General features: G+C 60.2%; 15 protein-coding genes. 11 read left to right on the forward strand and 4 right to left on the reverse strand.

Annotated elements, in window-relative coordinates; genetic code table 11:
• Positions 1–861: 861 nt before the first annotated feature.
• Positions 862–1,173 carry a DUF736 domain-containing protein gene (locus IVB26_RS42060; RefSeq protein ID WP_247974067.1) on the forward strand — a complete coding sequence of 104 codons (312 nt, stop codon included), beginning with the start codon at positions 862–864 and terminating at the stop codon, positions 1,171–1,173.
• A 61-nt stretch (positions 1,174–1,234) separates the two neighbouring features.
• Positions 1,235–1,378 (forward strand): hypothetical protein, encoded by a 144-nt coding sequence (locus tag IVB26_RS42065; protein WP_247974068.1) that lies wholly within the window; start codon positions 1,235–1,237, stop codon positions 1,376–1,378.
• 18 nt (positions 1,379–1,396) lie between these two features.
• On the opposite strand, the gene IVB26_RS42070 is transcribed toward IVB26_RS42065, so the two are convergent.
• Together IVB26_RS42070 and IVB26_RS42075 are read right to left on the reverse strand one after the other, a co-directional pair.
• Positions 1,397–1,702 carry an HU family DNA-binding protein gene (locus tag IVB26_RS42070; RefSeq protein ID WP_247974069.1) on the reverse strand — a complete coding sequence of 102 codons (306 nt, stop codon included), beginning with the start codon at positions 1,700–1,702 and terminating at the stop codon, positions 1,397–1,399.
• A 40-nt stretch (positions 1,703–1,742) separates the two neighbouring features.
• Positions 1,743–2,072 (reverse strand): WGR domain-containing protein, encoded by a 330-nt coding sequence (locus tag IVB26_RS42075; protein WP_247974070.1) that lies wholly within the window; start codon positions 2,070–2,072, stop codon positions 1,743–1,745.
• A gap of 604 nt (positions 2,073–2,676) precedes the next feature.
• Between IVB26_RS42075 and IVB26_RS42080 the strand changes: the two genes are divergently transcribed.
• From IVB26_RS42080 to IVB26_RS42095, 4 genes are all read left to right on the forward strand, one after another.
• The gene (locus IVB26_RS42080) at positions 2,677–3,438 is read left to right on the forward strand and encodes a ParA family protein (protein WP_247974071.1); all 762 of its coding nucleotides are present in this window, start codon (positions 2,677–2,679) and stop codon (positions 3,436–3,438) included.
• Complete coding sequence (locus IVB26_RS42085) at positions 3,428–4,405, forward strand: ParB/RepB/Spo0J family partition protein (RefSeq protein ID WP_247974072.1); 978 nt, start codon at positions 3,428–3,430, stop codon at positions 4,403–4,405. Before IVB26_RS42080 ends, IVB26_RS42085 begins: the two co-directional genes overlap by 11 nt.
• Before the next feature lie 418 nt (positions 4,406–4,823).
• Positions 4,824–5,342, forward strand: coding sequence for a plasmid mobilization protein (locus tag IVB26_RS42090; protein WP_247974073.1), 519 nt, complete (start codon positions 4,824–4,826; stop codon positions 5,340–5,342).
• On the forward strand, positions 5,339–6,409 hold the full coding sequence (locus IVB26_RS42095; protein WP_247974074.1) for a relaxase/mobilization nuclease domain-containing protein: 1,071 nt from the start codon (positions 5,339–5,341) through the stop codon (positions 6,407–6,409). The genes IVB26_RS42090 and IVB26_RS42095 overlap by 4 nt, the downstream gene beginning before the upstream one ends.
• Before the next feature lie 731 nt (positions 6,410–7,140).
• Here IVB26_RS42095 and IVB26_RS42100 read toward each other — a convergent pair.
• A complete protein-coding gene (locus IVB26_RS42100; RefSeq protein WP_247974075.1) occupies positions 7,141–8,550 on the reverse strand; it encodes a type IIL restriction-modification enzyme MmeI in 1,410 nt (469 codons plus the stop codon).
• 11 nt (positions 8,551–8,561) lie between these two features.
• The gene (locus IVB26_RS42105) at positions 8,562–10,199 is read right to left on the reverse strand and encodes a DNA methyltransferase (RefSeq protein WP_247974076.1); all 1,638 of its coding nucleotides are present in this window, start codon (positions 10,197–10,199) and stop codon (positions 8,562–8,564) included.
• Positions 10,200–11,127: 928 nt separating this feature from the next.
• Here IVB26_RS42105 and IVB26_RS42110 point away from each other — a divergent pair.
• From IVB26_RS42110 to IVB26_RS42130, 5 genes are all read left to right on the forward strand, one after another.
• Positions 11,128–11,355 carry a hypothetical protein gene (locus IVB26_RS42110; protein ID WP_247974077.1) on the forward strand — a complete coding sequence of 76 codons (228 nt, stop codon included), beginning with the start codon at positions 11,128–11,130 and terminating at the stop codon, positions 11,353–11,355.
• Positions 11,348–13,831, forward strand: coding sequence for an AAA family ATPase (locus IVB26_RS42115; RefSeq protein WP_247974078.1), 2,484 nt, complete (start codon positions 11,348–11,350; stop codon positions 13,829–13,831). Before IVB26_RS42110 ends, IVB26_RS42115 begins: the two co-directional genes overlap by 8 nt.
• Positions 13,831–14,550, forward strand: a complete 720-nt coding sequence (locus IVB26_RS42120) for a DCL family protein (protein ID WP_247974079.1) — start codon at positions 13,831–13,833, stop codon at positions 14,548–14,550. The genes IVB26_RS42115 and IVB26_RS42120 overlap by 1 nt, the downstream gene beginning before the upstream one ends.
• A gap of 173 nt (positions 14,551–14,723) precedes the next feature.
• Positions 14,724–15,344, forward strand: a complete 621-nt coding sequence (locus tag IVB26_RS42125; RefSeq protein ID WP_247974080.1) for a type IV toxin-antitoxin system AbiEi family antitoxin domain-containing protein — start codon at positions 14,724–14,726, stop codon at positions 15,342–15,344.
• Positions 15,334–16,254, forward strand: a complete 921-nt coding sequence (locus IVB26_RS42130) for a nucleotidyl transferase AbiEii/AbiGii toxin family protein (RefSeq protein WP_247974081.1) — start codon at positions 15,334–15,336, stop codon at positions 16,252–16,254. The genes IVB26_RS42125 and IVB26_RS42130 overlap by 11 nt, the downstream gene beginning before the upstream one ends.
• Positions 16,255–16,281: the final 27 nt, after the last annotated feature.

Raw genomic sequence — 16,281 nt, forward strand, 5'->3', positions numbered from 1 at the left:
GAAGCTGTGCCCAAGGTGCGGGAAGCCGATGACGGCCGTGCCCGACGATGTCGCACCCGGCCGGCCGCGCCACGTTTGCCTGGTCTGCTAGGACGATCCGCTGCGCGATCCCGCCGCCGGGAAGTGGGCGGAAAGCCCGCTGCGGCCGCCGGCCAAATAACGTTCGAGCCGAAATCGAGCCCGGCAGCCGGATTGCTGCAGAGGCCGATTGTGCTCACAACCCTGTCCAACGCTGTTGCAATCCGAACGTCCAGCTTCGTGCCATCGCGCGTACCGGCGGAATCGCCCGGACTCGGTGGCCGGCATGTCCAGCGACGCTAGCATCTGTTTCACGCCCCGCACGGCGGTCAGTCGCATGGATGCGGAGGGCGGGGTTGCATCCACATGGCGAGTACGTCGCCAGCCTCGTTATCGATCTTGCGATGGCGAGTTCGACAGTGCGCCTAAGTTGCTGATCGCGACGGTTTCCATTGCGTGTGATGACGCGGCGTTTAGGTGGTCTGCTTAAGGTGAACGACGTTTCGCTGCTACGCCTGTTGCCTTGAGATCCGAATGGCCGATAGGGCCGCCTGTCTTCATCCCATGTGTTTTTGCGACGGGCGCACCCATCTGCGTCCTCGATAAAGGCTGGTCTGACCGAAGGCCGATCCCGCTTCGCGGGCTCTCGATCTTGTCCCTGCAACGACCGTCCTCGACTTTCTTCCCCTGGCGCTGCGCACCATTCCTCGCGGTCCAAGAAAGTCGCTGCCGGCCGCCCTCCATTTCATTTCGGCCCTTTGGGTGCAGGTCGATCGCCTCCGGTCTCACGACCGCCATCGAGGTCGCGATAGGCGCGGCCCGAGAAAACAAGGGCATGAGACAATGGCTACCATCGGCACCTTCACCTCCACGGGCAATGGCTTCTCCGGCGCAATCAAGACGCTCAACCTCAACGTCAAGGCCAAGCTGATCCGCGTCGAGAACCCATCCGACAAGGGACCGCACTTCCGCATCTACTCGGGCAACGTCGACTTGGGTGCGGCCTGGCAGAAGACCGCCAAGGACACCGAGCGCGACTACCTCTCCGTCAAGCTGGACGATCCGAGCTTCCCCGCTCCGATCTACGCCACCCTGACCGAGGTCGAAGGTGCGGAAGGCCTCCAGCTGATCTGGTCCCGGCCGAACCGGGACTGAAGCTCAGCCAGTGGGCTCCGCCGCACGGCGGGGCCTGCTTCCTTCGACCGGAGATGCGATCATGACCATCGACACTATCGAAGAATTGCGCGCCGAGCTCCGCGAATGCCTGTTTACGCCGGCGGAGCGTAAGGCGCTCGAGCTTGAACTCGCCGAACTCATCCGCCAACGCGACGAAGCGCTTGCAGCTGAGGAGGGGGCATAAGCCCCCTCGTCTTGCGCCTTATGATCCAGCGTCGCTAGGGTCCGCTGCTCCGTTGAGGACATCCTTAATAGCTTTGGCAGGCGTAAAAGTCAGCTTCCTGGAAGCTGCGATCGCAATCGTTGCGCCGGTCGACGGATTGCGGCCCTCACGCGCGGGGCTATCCTTGACCTTGAACTTGCCAAACCCAGGAAGGCTCGTCTCGGCTCCGCTTACGGCCGCATCAGCGATCGCCTTGAACGCGCCATCGACGATGGTTTTCGCCTGAGCCTCTGTCAGGTCGTTCTCGGCTGCAATCTTTTCGGCGAGCTCATTGGCAGTGGTCATGGGACGAGCTCCGGCTTGCTTCGGTTTTGCTCGTCTGACATCAAGGTCGTGGAACAGATAGAGCCGGGATCACAGGTAGAGCCGTAATCCCCGAGAAATTGCCTGACTGCGATAGCTTTTCGTCAACTGCAACGTAAACGCGCCTTCGCTTGGCGCGCTCCAGCCGTCTGAACGCTTCGATCGCGTCCGCACTGCCATCGAAGGTCTGCACCACCGTGCCGATCCGGCCCCAAATGCGGATCAGCGATATTTCTCCGAACAAGGTCGGCTGCGTGGACAACGCATAGAACGCATATTGCGCTCGGCATCTGCTTCCATGGCAAAACGCCGTCCAATGAGGTTTATGAATCGACCGGGCAGATCGATTCATTCTATCGATAGGTCAATCGCGTCGGAAATTGCCTCAACTTTGCTGGACTAAATCTTTCCTCAACGGCGACTTCGCTCTTACGACGCGCGCGGCGCAATGCCTAGCTTGCGACTGCGGCCTTCTCTATCGCAACAGCCGGCCGTGGACGAGCTTGAGCCGGCGGCACGAATCTCGCTCGCGATAGGTAGAATGTATTCTCATCGATGCAGATAGCCGTCGCATAGAAGCATTCGTGTCCGGCAGGCCACTCTTGCAGCAGGGGACGCTTGGGCGAGCCCCTCCGGGGACGGCTCTACTCGCGCCGCCACGGCGACGCTCCCGGAGCCCGCAAGCGGTCTCCGCGCATTCGCGTGACGATCCTCGCGCGACCGTGTCGACAGCAGTGGTCCTGCAACGAGCACGATTTCCAGTCTTGCTTCCCGGAATTTGTTCCCTCGATGGCTATGGGCTGACCTGACTCTTCTGGCAGGGGATTCGCCGGAAGAATTTCGGGATCGTTCCGGTGATCGGATTCGCAATCGTCTGTTGGTTCAAACCAACATCCCCACGACATGATGGACGAGAATATGAGCCCAACGCCGCTAGACCCATTCCGGATTTTGAGATGAAGACCATTGTCATCAACAATCAAAAGGGCGGGGTCGGCAAGACGACTCTTGCTGTCCATTTGGCTTGGTTCATGGCGGAAGCGAATCTCCGCGTTCTCGTGATCGACGTTGATGCGCAAAGCAATGCGTCGGACACGTTGAGGCACTACGCCGGCTCAACGTTAGCCGCGGATTTGTTCAAGCCGGGGGCGCGGATAGTGCCCAGGGAAGGCGAAGGCCTAACGCTCGCGCCGGCCGATAGCTCGCTGACGGATCTCGATCGCAGCAATGCGACCGCCATAACGACCCTGCAAGAGAACATCGCTGTCGCGTCGGATCAGTTCGACGCCTGCGTGATCGATACCCCGCCATCGCTTGGACTTCGCAGTGTCGGCTGTTTGGTTGCGGCGTCGCACGTCCTGGCTCCCATCTATCTGGAAGACTATTCGATCAAGGGCGTCAAAGGTCTGATGCAGACCGTAATCGGCGCGCAGAGGCGTTATGGCCGCCAGGATACGAGGTTCCTCGGGTTGCTGCCCTCGAACTTCAACACGAAATCGCCGCGTCAAAGGACGCATCTTGAGCAACTCCTGCGAGAGGCTGGCAAATATGTGTTCCCGGGCCAGATCGTTGCACGGGACGGCTACGCTGAGGCCGTCGCGGAACGCCTGCCGGTCTGGAAGTTGAAGCGCCGCTCTGCGCAGGAAGCTGGTCGCGAAATCCGCGATGTTCTCGCCAAGATCGTCGCGCAGATGGAGGAGCCGGCACATGGCGCTTGATCTCAGCTTTAAGCAGCTCATCGACGCCGCGGAAGATGGTGCTGCAATCGGGCAACCGACTTGCGTCTCCATCAACAGTATTGACGAAGATCCGGACCAGCCCCGTCGCAGCTTCGACGAACAGAAGCTCGAGGAGCTTGCGGAATCGGTCCTTCAGCATGGCGTGCTGCAACCGATCGTGCTGCGACAGGCGACCGAGGAAGGCCGGTACGTGATCGTCATGGGTGCGAGGCGGTATCGTGCCGCTAAGCGCGCCGGGCTCCGTGAGATTCCAGCATTCATTCGTGCGATCGGTCCTGCGGATCGATATGCTCAGATGATCGAGAATATCCAGCGTGACGACCTCAATGCCCCCGAAATTGCGGCATTCATCGCGAACCGTCTGGAGCTAGGCGATAGCCAGGCCGACATCTCGCGCAAGCTCGGCAAGCCCAGGGACTGGGTATCTCGCTACGCGTCGGTCCAGAGTATGCCGGAGTTCCTCCGGTCGAAGCTTGCTGGCTCGTCAATCCGTGCTGTGTATGAACTCTTCCAAGCGTGGCGCGAACAGCCCAACGCCATCGAGACCTTATGCGCAGCGCAGGAGAGCTTTACCGATGCACACGCACGTCAGCTGGCTCGCAAAATTCGGACTGAAGGCCGCGGTTCTTGTGCTGATGGCGAAGGTGCCCTTGGAGCTCAACCAGAACGAAGTCCGATTGCACCGCGGATGGCATTGCGATCGACAGAGACGGACCCAGCAACACCGAGCGCGGAAAAACGCTCAAACTCTTCGGTCCACCGAAACGAGAGAATGAGTCCATCACCGACGATTAGAGTACGTCACCAGGATCGCCCGGGCTGTCTTCTGGTCGATCGACCAGCCTCTCAGGGCTCACGTCATGCCGTGCTGCTGATGGATGGCGCAGACGAAGCGGAAGAAGTTCCAGCATCGACCATCATAATCGAAGAGGTCCTTTTTGCATGAAGCTGGTCTTAGACTGCCTCCTCAGAAACACTGCTGCAGTTGGTGCGCCGGCGGAGCGGATTTCCCATCCGAAGGATGGCGCATCAGCGCAGCAGCCGGAGGCCGAACGCGCCCCCCACAGCGCTGTAGAGAGGCCGGAGGCTGCTGGAAAGCCGCGGTCCACATGCTCGGTGCCAACGTTGCCGATCTGCATGGGCCGCATTCGTAGAGTACAGCGACTAAGGGCGACGGCTGCGTCAGAGGTATTCTTCGTATCGATCGTCGGCTGGGTTGGATCTCACCTGGAGCAACTCGCGAGCTTTGAATGCCGAGCGTGTTGGTTTGAACCAACACCGAGAGGGTGGATAGATTCGCTTTTTCTAGTGCAGGATAGGCTTCGCGCCAGCGATGTATTACATCGCGATTGGGATTGGATTGCATGGCTCTGATCTCACTTCGCGTCTCCGACGAAGTCGCGGCGGAGTTCTCAGTTCTTGCAACTACCCAGGGCGGCAAGTCCGCGCTGCTGCGGCGTCTCATTGCTGATGCACTAGCTGCACCAGCGCCGCGCATCTTGACGTTGCCTGTCGGACGACCGGAAAAGGTGACGGTGCGATTTCGCGAGAGCGAGATGCGGCAACTCGCGGAAGTCTCGCATCAGCGCGGCATGACCCGCACAGGCTGGATTGTTGCGCTGGTGCGCTCACGATTGGCGGCGCCCGTGCAGCATTCCCCGAAAGAGCATGAGGCGCTCCGTGCGATCGTTCGCGAGCTCAACCGGATCGGCGGCAACATCAACCAGATCGCGCGGGCGGCAAACACAAGTGTGCTGCAGGGCAGGGCGGTCGAGCCCGATCTGTCCGCAATTCAAGAGGCCAAATTGGTCATCGAAAGAGAGCTCGCGCAATTGCGTAGCGCGCTGCACGGCAATGCCGACTATTGGAATGGACAGTCATGAGCCGGCGGTCGCAGCGGTCGACCGATCTGGCCGGGCTTCCGCCGATCTCGTACGTCTGGGAAACGCCCAATCGGCGCCCACGGCGGGCCGAGTGGGATATCCCAGATCTGAAGGTTCCCGGCCGCCTTACGCCGGCGATGCGGGCAAAGCTCGAGCGCATTGTGCGCCGCGCACCGGAGGTGATGGTCAAGATCACCGGCCGCACCAAGGACGTGGCGCATCTCAAGTCGCATCTTGCCTACATCACGCGAAACGGCGAACTCGATGCGGAAACAGAGCAGGGCGCGACACTGGCGGGTCGTTCGGGCTTGAAGGACCTACAGCAACGCTGGGAGGATGATGCCGGCCTCGACGACAAGCGCCGCCGTGACGGATCGCTTTCGATCAACATTATTCTGTCGATGCCGGCCGGCACCGCTGCGGTCGCCGTTAAGGATTCAGCCCGGGCATTTGCTATTGAGACGTTCGGCTATAATCACGACTACGTCTTCGTCCAGCATCTCGACAACAAACATCCCCACGTGCACTTGACCGTTCGATCCCTGGGCCATGACGGCAAGCGCCTCAACCCTCGCAAGGCGGATCTGCAAGCCTGGCGTGAGCGGTTTGCTGGCGAACTTCGGCTTCGCGGGATCTCGGCGGAGGCAACGCCGCGGCGGACCCGCGGACGCGTTCGAAAAGCCGATCGCGGAGCGGTGCTCGCTTTGCGCAAGCGAAAGATCACGGCTGATGTCGATCGGCTCGCTCGTCAGGAAGTGCTTGCGGAGGTGAGGGGCGGCAGGACTGCCAAACATCCTTGGGACGAACAGATCAAGTCCCGTCAGGACGTGATCCGGCGTCGATTACTCGATTATGCCGCCGAACTACAGCGCTCTGAAGCGCCAGCAGATCGCGAGTTGGCTCGCCAAGTTCGGCAATTCGTCAACGACATGCCTGCGGTCGAAACCCGCCGACATGCGCTGAAGAACGAGCTTTCGGAGCTTGCCGATCACCGGCGCCGTAGCGCGGAGCGGGGCGTCGACAGAGACGGCCGCGACGAAACACGAGGCGATGAGCGGACCAGATAAGCGAGCCCGTACCTGACGACCATGGGCGTCACGTGGGCGAGCGGTTCGCCGCTCTGGTTCGTCCGCTCCATGGGGACCGCCGAAATGGCAGGCGCAATCGGAATAGCGGCCGCCGCACTCACCGGCGTCATGCCAAATCTTACAGCCAAATCTTACAATTGTGTCTGCTGCTGGTGTGCTTGGTTCCCTTGACGGAAGCAAACGGCCGGAGCCCCATAGCCGCCATGCCGGTTAGCACCGATTACGGCATGGCGGAATGGGAATGTACGGCCCCGGCCTCAATGCCCCCTCCGTTCCTCGTGGTCGGAGCCGTTCCTGTCTGCCGCGACACAGCGAGGGTTACGCCCGCGCACGCGACCGAGGCGCATCTTGTCGGGCGGCCCTATTGCGCGGGAGGACTATCGTGCCCGCCAACAGTCACCGCGACAATCTAAGTGCCGCTGTGCGCTACGCGCTAGAGACAACCCGCGCCACTGCGGTTTGCCCTTTCCATTCGGATGTGATCTCCGCATCGGCGATGACGCCGCCGAGAGCCATGCTTTTGAACGCGCCAAAGGATCGTCAAGAGCGATGGCAGGCAATTGGGACGGCGAAGCTCTCAGGGAGGAATTCAAGCATCAATTCAGCAAAGCCGCAGACGGCAAATGTCCACGGTGTGCAGGGAGTGACTGATCCGGTGCGTGTTAGCGGTTCCGCCGCATCGATGCTCCAAAGGCGAATGCGCGCGCCGTCTAGCCCACAGGTTCGTCCGGCGTCTCGGCAGCACCCACTGCACCGGCGCCGGCCCTCTCCTGGTTGAGCGCAAACAGCCGTTCGAGCGCTTCTTCATCTGAAATGTCGGTCGGCCACACGTAGGCGGCCGCCACCGCCGCATCGAGCGTTCGATGTGCTTCAAGGAGCCAAGTCGGCTTCTCATTATAGAGCGAGGTCAGCGTGCGCGTGGACAATTCGCGGCCGGCGTCCGGATTGTTGGGCAACAACCTATCTGGGAAGCCAGGTACGACCTCGGGAATACGATCGATCCGATTTTCAGGGTACAGCCAGGCACTCCGGAGTTCATTCAGCCTTCGCGCAGCGGTCTCGATTGCCTCGGCGGCGGGGTGTGCTCTTGCCTCGGCGACCGGAAGATTAGGCGTCATTCCGGCCGGAAAAGGAAATGTGGCAAACGTGCTCGTATGCGTATACCTCGGCCGATCCTCCAAATCGGAGCCTTTGCGCAGCGCCCACGCCTCGTGAAATCGACTGTGGAGCAAGCCAAAAATCAAGTCGTCGGCTCTGGGTACAACGATGAGGTTCTTATCGGGCAAAACAGGATACGAGAGCCACACAAAGAGCCGATACTGAGCCGTTTCTGGGGTGACTATGTATCGCGGCAGCGCCGCAATCTTCTTGCGCATGCCCGGACGCGGCCAATGTGGCTCCCACCAACGTGGTCCGGCTCTGTCTCCCAATTCTTTTCTCAATTGCTGGATCGTCTTTCCGTCTTCGTCCGGCGTGGTTTCGACGTGGCGAAATGGCCTAGTGAAGAGAGAAACGTCCGCCCTTGAGAGACCCAAAGGAAAATCGATGAACCAAAAATCGCGAGGACGGCCAGTTACATCATCGCCGTTCCAGTATGGCTTTAGCACCTCGGCGTTGGTCCGCCCATTTGGGTTAGTCGGCTCTCGCATCCAAGCGCGTGCGATCTCCCCCGGCACATCAAAGGGGCCGCTCTTTTGAATGCCGAGATAGGCTCCATTCTTGTTTTCATGGAGCGGCCTTGCCAACGTGAGATTTAGACCCGAGGTCAGGTCCGGGTTAATCGAATTAACTTGAGCGCCATTCAATCGGACCTCAAGGTCGTCGGCGTTACCAAAGCAGATCAGCGAAACGTCGACCGCCGCGCCATCGACGGTCCATTGCTCCTCGTTCCATGCCTCATAAATCCGGGTAGTCGCAGCAATGCGTTTCACTACCGGCAGATTGGTATTTTTTCTGATCGAATTGGTAGCAACTAGGCCTGCGCGCTGGACCACGCCTCTCTCGATAAGCTCGCGGGCGCGCTCAAACCAATAGCAAACAAGGTCGGTAAAGCCCGGCAGCCGTCCCTCGTACAGCGCGCGGATTGCCTCTGTTTGCGTTACCCCCAAGCGACGCTTCATGAGTTTGGCGCCTAGGTATGGAGGGGGTTGCCAATGATAACGTCTGCATCGGGCCAGGGCGCGTGCCGTCCGTCGTCGGTGATGATCGCATTGCGGCATTCGATGTTGGTGAGCGGCCGCAAGATAGGTTGGCGGCCGACATTGAAGCCGCTGCGACGCATCCACTGAATTTCGCCGATCCACACAGAAACTCGGGCGAGTTCGGCGGCGTATGGATTGATCTCTATACCCAGCAGGGCTTCCGGGCCGATCGAGGGAAAACTGCGGGGAAAGCCTAACAACTCCGCCTCCACCGCAACGCGGCGCTCGATGTTTTTCAGTTCAACGAGGGCGAGGTAGAGAAAGTTGCCCGACCCGCATGCCGGGTCCAGCACGCGCAACGATCGCAGCTTTGCCTGAAAAGCCTTTAACTCGCCTTCCGCTTGAACCTGAGCATCGATCAGCGCCTTATCCGCCGCCCGCAAGCTTGCTCGAACAGCATCGAGGTTCCGAACCCTCCGTTGCTTCGGGAGGGCTTCAAAAAGTTCGAGTTGCGGCCGTGCGGAAAGATGCGATCTAACCGCGCGAATCTCCTCCCCCAGTTCTGGAAATGAGGAGGCATTCTCAATCGCGCTTTCAACCTTGCGCTGTGCCGGATCGAGATAGTTGCTAATTCCTGATCGGACATGTTCCCATTCGTTCAAAAGCGGCTTTGTGATCACCGGCTCGATGATCATCATTATCTTTTCGCGATCTGTGTACTCCGACCCAGTTTCGGAACGCTTATTTGGGTCTAAGCCTCGCACAAACAGTGTCCCGAAAATCGAAGGATCAACCTCACTCCAATCGAGTTCGGCCGCACGCAGGCAAATCGTAATGTCGTCGGCTTCTAGGTCGAGGCTTTCGCCATCATCAAACAGACCGCCATTGAACCATTCGATCTGCTCAAATCCGACCAACCCTCCGTCCTTCATTGCAGTAAACAGCGTGGAGGCGTGCCGGCGAAATTTGGAGGGCTCGCTCTTGGCAGCCTGCAACATCCGCAAGAACATCTTATTAGGCAGCAGTTCGGCGTCCTCTGCGAACATGCAGAACACCAATCGGTTCACGAAGTGCGCGACGACTGTCGGATCGTGGCCGCGATCTCGGAGTCTTTGAGCGAGTGCGGCAAACTCCGCAGCCGCTTCTTCGGTCAACGTCTGTCGTGTCTTGCCCGGCTTGAGCCGTTCCGGGTCGGAAAAGACCCATTTCAACTTCTGCCGAACATCGGGATCGCGCAAGTCGTCAAGCGAGAACTCGTGGACGATAGAGACGCTGTTGGTCCAGTTCGTGTGGATTTCAAAGCGGTCCATATCGCAGACGACCAGCAGGGGCGGATTTTCGAGCGCGAGGGCGTATTGTTGCAGTTGGGCGAAAGCCGCTTTGAGGTCCTTCCGCTTGCCCTTGTACTCCCAGCCGAAATGGTCGCGCTTCCAGACGTCGGCCCAGCCATCATCGCCGGTTGTCTTGGTCGCACCGCGCTCAAAGGCGTACCACTCGCCCTTCGAATCAACGTCCGTCGGCGCCGGCTCGTCCAGCATTCGGCACAGGTCGATGAAATGGGATTGAGCCGCTGCGCGCTCTTTCAGTTCGACGGCGTTCCATTTCTTGACGAATTCATCGGGCGTCAATTCGGCTGCCCCCCAAGCGAACCTGAAAGCATTATCGTAATAGTTGCATCAACACGGACGCGCCAAGGCAGGTCAACCCCTCCGTTAGTTCCCCACAGAGCATTTCGATTGAACCAATGATCAACGCGATCCGCGCCTCCGGGTTTTGGGCCCACGATCTTACGGAGTTGCATTGCAGGAACTAACCCGGAGCGTCTCTGGTAGATCTACTCCGTTCGGAATCCACCCGATTTCTCCGGTCGGCCATTTCGCCCACCGCCATCCTGTGTAGGGGCTCACCAGCCAAGCGCCGGGACGACAGTCTGCAAGCCGGTGACGTGCACCGTTTACATCAATCATTGCCTTTGATCCGCGCGGCCGGTTCTCGTGAAGATAAGGAAGCTCGAACAGAACCGTGGGAATGGGCACCTCATCTATCGGCGGCAGCGTTTCTTTGGCGGCGCCGTGCCGCCCATCCATCCATTCCACATAGGCGAGAACATCTTGTGGCACTGGTGACCAAGGCACGCTGGCCGAGGTCACATCGGTTGGTGGGTTATTGGTGTTTGGCGAGTCGTCGGAACTAGGTGGCTCTTTTGGTGGCAATGTTGCCCTCGATCGGTTCGCGCAATGCGAAAGCCCGGCAGTAACAGACTGCCAGGCGAGCGCAAATACAACCTCGGATGAAAGCGCTATTTTGGTCCTCAACTTCGAGAGCGTCCATCCCGGCAGAATACGGAACGCTGCTGATTGTATGATTGGGGCGGCGCGCGCTTTGATCAGCGGGAGCGTTTTGGCAGCTTTGGGAGCTTGTCCGGGTTGAATGTTGGCGGCGGCAGGCTGGGTTCTGGCGCCGTTCCCCTTAAGGCGGTAATTTCAAAGGAAGTGCCATTCTCCTATCGGTAGTCTCGTTGTATTGTCAGGAGCAAGCAACTGGGGGGATAAGCGCGTGGAAGGTGAAGCAGAGACGGCAGAGTCGCCGGAGGCATTTCTTACGACATTGGGAGAAAGCCTGAAGCAGAGAGAAGGTGTCGATGCCGGCCTGGCGGATATCCTAAAGACGCACATCCTGAAAGCGGTGCCCGCGCAGAACGCCGTCGCTCAGGCCAAGGACGCCGTCCTGAAACTCGCAGGCGAACGTGCCAATCCTCCGAAGCCGGAGGTGGCCAATGGCTGACCCTTACTTCCTTCAGTCCTTGGGACTTTCCGGGTTCCGCGCGTATCTCCAACCGAAGACGTTCGATTTCAGCAAGAAGCGCTGTCTGGCGATCTTCGCGCCGAACGGAAGCGGCAAGTCCAGTGTTATCGATGCGCTGGAATTCATGTTCTCCAAGGATGGCACACTCGAACGGCTCGGGCAGCGCACAATCAACAACCAGGCCGGCCCCGTCGCACTGGCGCACAATCTGGCGGAGGAGGCGAAGATCGCTCCGGCGGTCACGATTGGCTTCGTCTCGGGCAAGGATGCCACCAACGGCAGCCGATCGGCGATAGGGGCGAAGCGGCCGATGCCGGCAGTGGCCACGACTGTGAACGCCTGCTTTGCGGTGCCACCAATCATCCGCGGGCACACGCTGCGCACCTTCGTCGAAATTCATACGCCCGAACAGCGCTACGCGGATGTCGCCAATTGGCTGCAGCTCGGCCCGCTGGTCGAGGTGCAGAAGAATATTCGCGCGCTGCGCACGCAGGTGAAGGCGGCCTCGGAGGACGGGACGGCACTGCAGCGTGTAGACACCCAGCTTACTAGGGAGACGGCCCAGGTGGTGAAAGCCTGGGATTCGGCGGCGATACGTGCTTACGCCAACATGTCGGTCTTGGCTCCACTCGACGCGGCGCTAGTGCTGGCGGCGCTGACGGCTGGCGATCCGGCCTATCTTGAGCTGGAAGCGCGCGCTAAGGCCGAAGAGAACAAGATCGGACTTGCAGGCCTGCGTCAGATCCGCAATGCGGCGGCCGCCTTGTGGACGGAGGTAACGGACGCGGAGAGCGGCGAGAACGTCGCCAGCGGCGCGATTCCGACCTTTGATGCGGCCGTGGGAGCGCTGTCGGCCGCGGTCGCGGAGGAAGCGGAAGAGCGCGGCAAGGCAGCGAGCACCATGTTTCAGGCTTTGTGGAAAGCCGCGGAGCCGCTTTTCGCCGAAGGTGCACCGGCCCCTGCTGTATGCCCGGTCTGTGAAACGCCCGTAACTGAGACGGCGGCGGGCAGCGCCGAGGCGATCCGGGGGCATATCGCCAAGCATCTGGAAGAGCTGGCCGATTATGCCGCCGCCAAGAAGGTGCTCGACGCGACCAAGACTGCGGCGACCAAAGCTCATACCCAATTGGTGGCGGCGTTGCCGGGGCTTATTGGCCTCGTCGGCGACGATGAAGCGGAACTGAAAGCCGATCTCATCGCGTATCAAGCCGGCATAGCCGGCTGGCCTCAGGCTGGCGTGCCGGCCTCGGCCGATATCGTTGCGTCGATCGCCAAGCTGCTCGCTGCGCTCGATCAGGCCATCGTCGACATCGAGTCGAAGCAAGGCGACCACACCTATATCAAGGCCAAGACGAAGATCGATCGGTTGCTGGAGCTACAGAGCGAGCGGGACCTCGCCCTGCGGATGCGAGCTCAGCTGGGGAAACTCTCCGACGCCTTAACGGCGCAGGCGACGATAATCTCGGCCGAGATCCGCAAGAAGGTGCAGGCCCTGCTCGACAAGCTTCAGACGCCGATGAACGACATCTACGAGCTGATCCAGGGCGCTGGCGCCGCGCCAATCCGGTTGGAGCTGCCGGCGGAAGACGACACGAACCAGCAGCGGCTCAACCTCTTGATCGATTTCGCCAAGAATCGCACTGGCGTGCAACCGGGCGGCTATTTGAGCGACTCACAGATCCATTCGGTGGCGCTGGCGTTGCGGATGGCAGCGATCCAACAGTTTAACGTCGGCGCCCCCATCATCGCGCTGGATGACATCGTTACCTCCTACGATGCCGATCATCGGCGCACCATTGCAGGGCTCATCGCCACCATGTTTGGTGGCAGCCAAATCCTGATTGCCACCCACGACGAGCGGTTCTTCAACTATTTGAAGGACCAGCTCGAGGCAAAGGCGTGGCACTTCACCCGGATCATTGGCCTCGATCCGGCCTACGGGCCGCGTTTCGCCGACCACAAGGTAAGCGACGAGATGATCGAGGCGCGTTGGGCTGCGGGCCAGTCGGCGGCCAACGAGATGCGCCAAGCCGAGGAAGAATGGCTTCTCGGCGTCTGTCGGGATTTCGGGGTCAGTGTGCGGATCCGGCCGCTGGAGAGGGCCTATTCTTACGAACGCAGCGAGTTGGCCTCTGCGCTTGCCGGTCTGCTCAAGGATGCCAAGCTCGCGCCTGCGCTGGTGCCGGGGGTCAACAACCGCTTCCTCGACAGCTTGGTGAAGGGCGAGATCGAGAATTTTGGCAGTCACTTCCAGGACGGGCTTTATGGCGACGGCTCGATAGGCGACGAGAAGGCGCGCTGGGAGGAGTTCAAGGCTTTCCGCAGCCAGTTCGCCTGCAAGAAGTGCAGCCGGAGAAAGTTCCAGAGGCCTTTTACTCTCAAAAAGCCAGTATGCGCGCATGATGGTTGCGAGGCGCAGTTCGAGTTTGCGGTAGTACCGGCAGGGGTGGCTTGATGGGAGGGCGTTCAAAACCCGTGGAGCTGGCGACGCGCAGCTTCGAAAAGCAGGGCGACGCCACGGCTTTCTTCAAGGCCATGCTTAACCGCTACCGGCCCGGTGAGCGGGTGAGTGACGAGGATGGCCTCGACGTTGCGGCCCTTCTCGAACGCCACACTGAATATCTCGCCAAGGTGGGCTGTGGCGTTAGCCATTTCCAAGTCATGATGACCGAGCATGGGACGCAATGCTTCCGGATCATCCGCAGGGATGGCAGCGGCACGGATTTCTCCTATCCGCACTGCATCTCCCAGCGACCACCAAGCCGTAAGCAGGAGGTCGCCCAAGCCTTTCGACGTACGGTGCGCTTCGATCTCTACAAGGCCCGCGATAATTTCTTCGCTACCCATAGCGGTTCTGACGGTCTGGTTTCCTGTGCCGTTACAGGCGAACGCATCGCGCGGGACGAGGCGCATATGGATCACCGTCCGCCAATGACCTTCGAGGTCATCGTGACGACGTTTCTCTGCGGGCGCGGCCTATCGCTCGATGATGTGCCGCTCACGACAGCCAAGGATGATCAAGTCTCGCCTGAGGTGACGGATGACGCCTTGAGCGAGGCGTTCCGAGCCTACCACGCTGGGATCGCGCGGCTCGATTTTGTGCGGAATACGGTCAATTTGGCCCAAGCCAGTCGGCATCGGCTGAGGGACGGTCGGATCACGCTGACAGGATAGCCACTACCGGCCACGAGAGTTTCGCCGCGCTTTCTTGTCTCACGTGCACTGAGAAAATACGAGGTCGAGCTTCGAGAAGGATAGTAATGGGCGAAACTTGGGGATTTCCAAGCCAACGACTTGTGATAAAACCTCTGCTATATATTTCTTGGTCAGAGGAAACGTCACCGTCCATGCCATCTGCCAGCGTCCAGCGGCTTCGTGCGATCGATCTCCTGAAGACCCGGGGAATGCTCCGGCTGAAGGACTTCGTCGCCGAAGGCATTGGCCCGGAGACATTGGCCCGTCTTGTCCGGGAGGAGGTAGTCGTCCGCCCGGCACGTGGCCTCTATCAACTCCCGGACGCCCATGTCGAGGCTGCTCATACACTGGCTGAGGCGGCGGTTCTAGTTCCAAAGGGCGTAGTTTGCCTGACCTCAGCCCTCCAATACCACGAACTGACGCTGCAGATGCCATCGGCTGTATGGATGGCGATCGACCGTGTCGCCTGGCGGCCCAAGATCGAATATCCCGCTATTCGATTCGTGCGCTTCACTGGATCGGCACTGACCGAAGGAGTTGAGCGTCACCGCATCGAGAATGTTGACGTTCCCATCACGAATCCGGCGAAGACAATTGTCGATTGTTTTCGCTACCGGACCAAGATTGGCCTCGACGTCGCGATGGAGGGGCTGCGCGAGGGTCTCCGCCGTCGCCGATGCAAGCCGGATCAGCTCTGGCGTTACGCGCGCAAGGCGCGGGTCTGGTCGGTCATGCGCCCTTACGTCGAAGCAATGGTGTCCGATGGCGCGTGAGCCGCGCAACATCGGCGCATCAGTGCGAGCGCGACTCCTCGATCGGGCACGTGCCGAACGATCGGATTTCCAGATTCTGCTGACGCGCTATGCGCTTGAGCGCCTGCTCTATCGGCTGAGCGTGTCACCACACCGCGACCGCTTCATCCTCAAAGGTGCGATGCTCTTCGTGACCTGGGTCGCCGATCCGTTTCGGCCTACGCGCGATCTGGACCTGCTTGGCAATGGCGACAGCGACGCCGAGGCCATTGCCGAAACCTTCCGGGCCATTTGTGCGCAACCCGTCGCCGATGACGGGGTGACGTTCGATATCGCCGCGCTGATGGCGGCCCCGATCCGTGAGGAGGTGGAATATGGTGGCGTGCGGGTTCGCACAACGGCAACCATCGCCGGCGCGCGTATTCCGATCCAGGTCGACATTGGTTTCGGCGATGCCATTACACCCGCGGCGGTCGAGATCGACTATCCCACCCTGCTGGACGCCCCAACGCCGCACCTTCGCGCATATCCGGTCGAAACGGTGGTGGCCGAGAAATTCGAAGCGCTTGTAACGCTCGGCGTGGCCAATAGCCGTCTCAAGGATTTCTATGATCTTTGGGTGATCTCCCGAACATTCGAGCTTCGCCGGGCTGCCCTTGTCGAGGCAATTCAGCGGACCTTCGAAAGACGCGGAACGGTCCTCCCATCCGTTGTGCCGGTTGGTCTGACCGATGAATTTGCAGAAGCATGGGCCGCTCAGTGGCGCGCCTTCCTAGGCCGCGACCGTATGGCAGCAGCACCAGCTGCTTTCGCCATTGCCGTTGCCGATCTTCGCCTCTTCTTGATGCCGCTGGTCGTCGGCTTGGAGGAAGAACGAATTTGGCCGCCGAGCGGGCCGTGGTCGCCGGGAGCAGCAATCGATGAGGCGTAGCGGGACGATAGAATTGCTCCGTTCCGC

This window comes from Bradyrhizobium sp. 195, assembly GCF_023101665.1.
GTDB lineage: Bacteria > Pseudomonadota > Alphaproteobacteria > Rhizobiales > Xanthobacteraceae > Bradyrhizobium.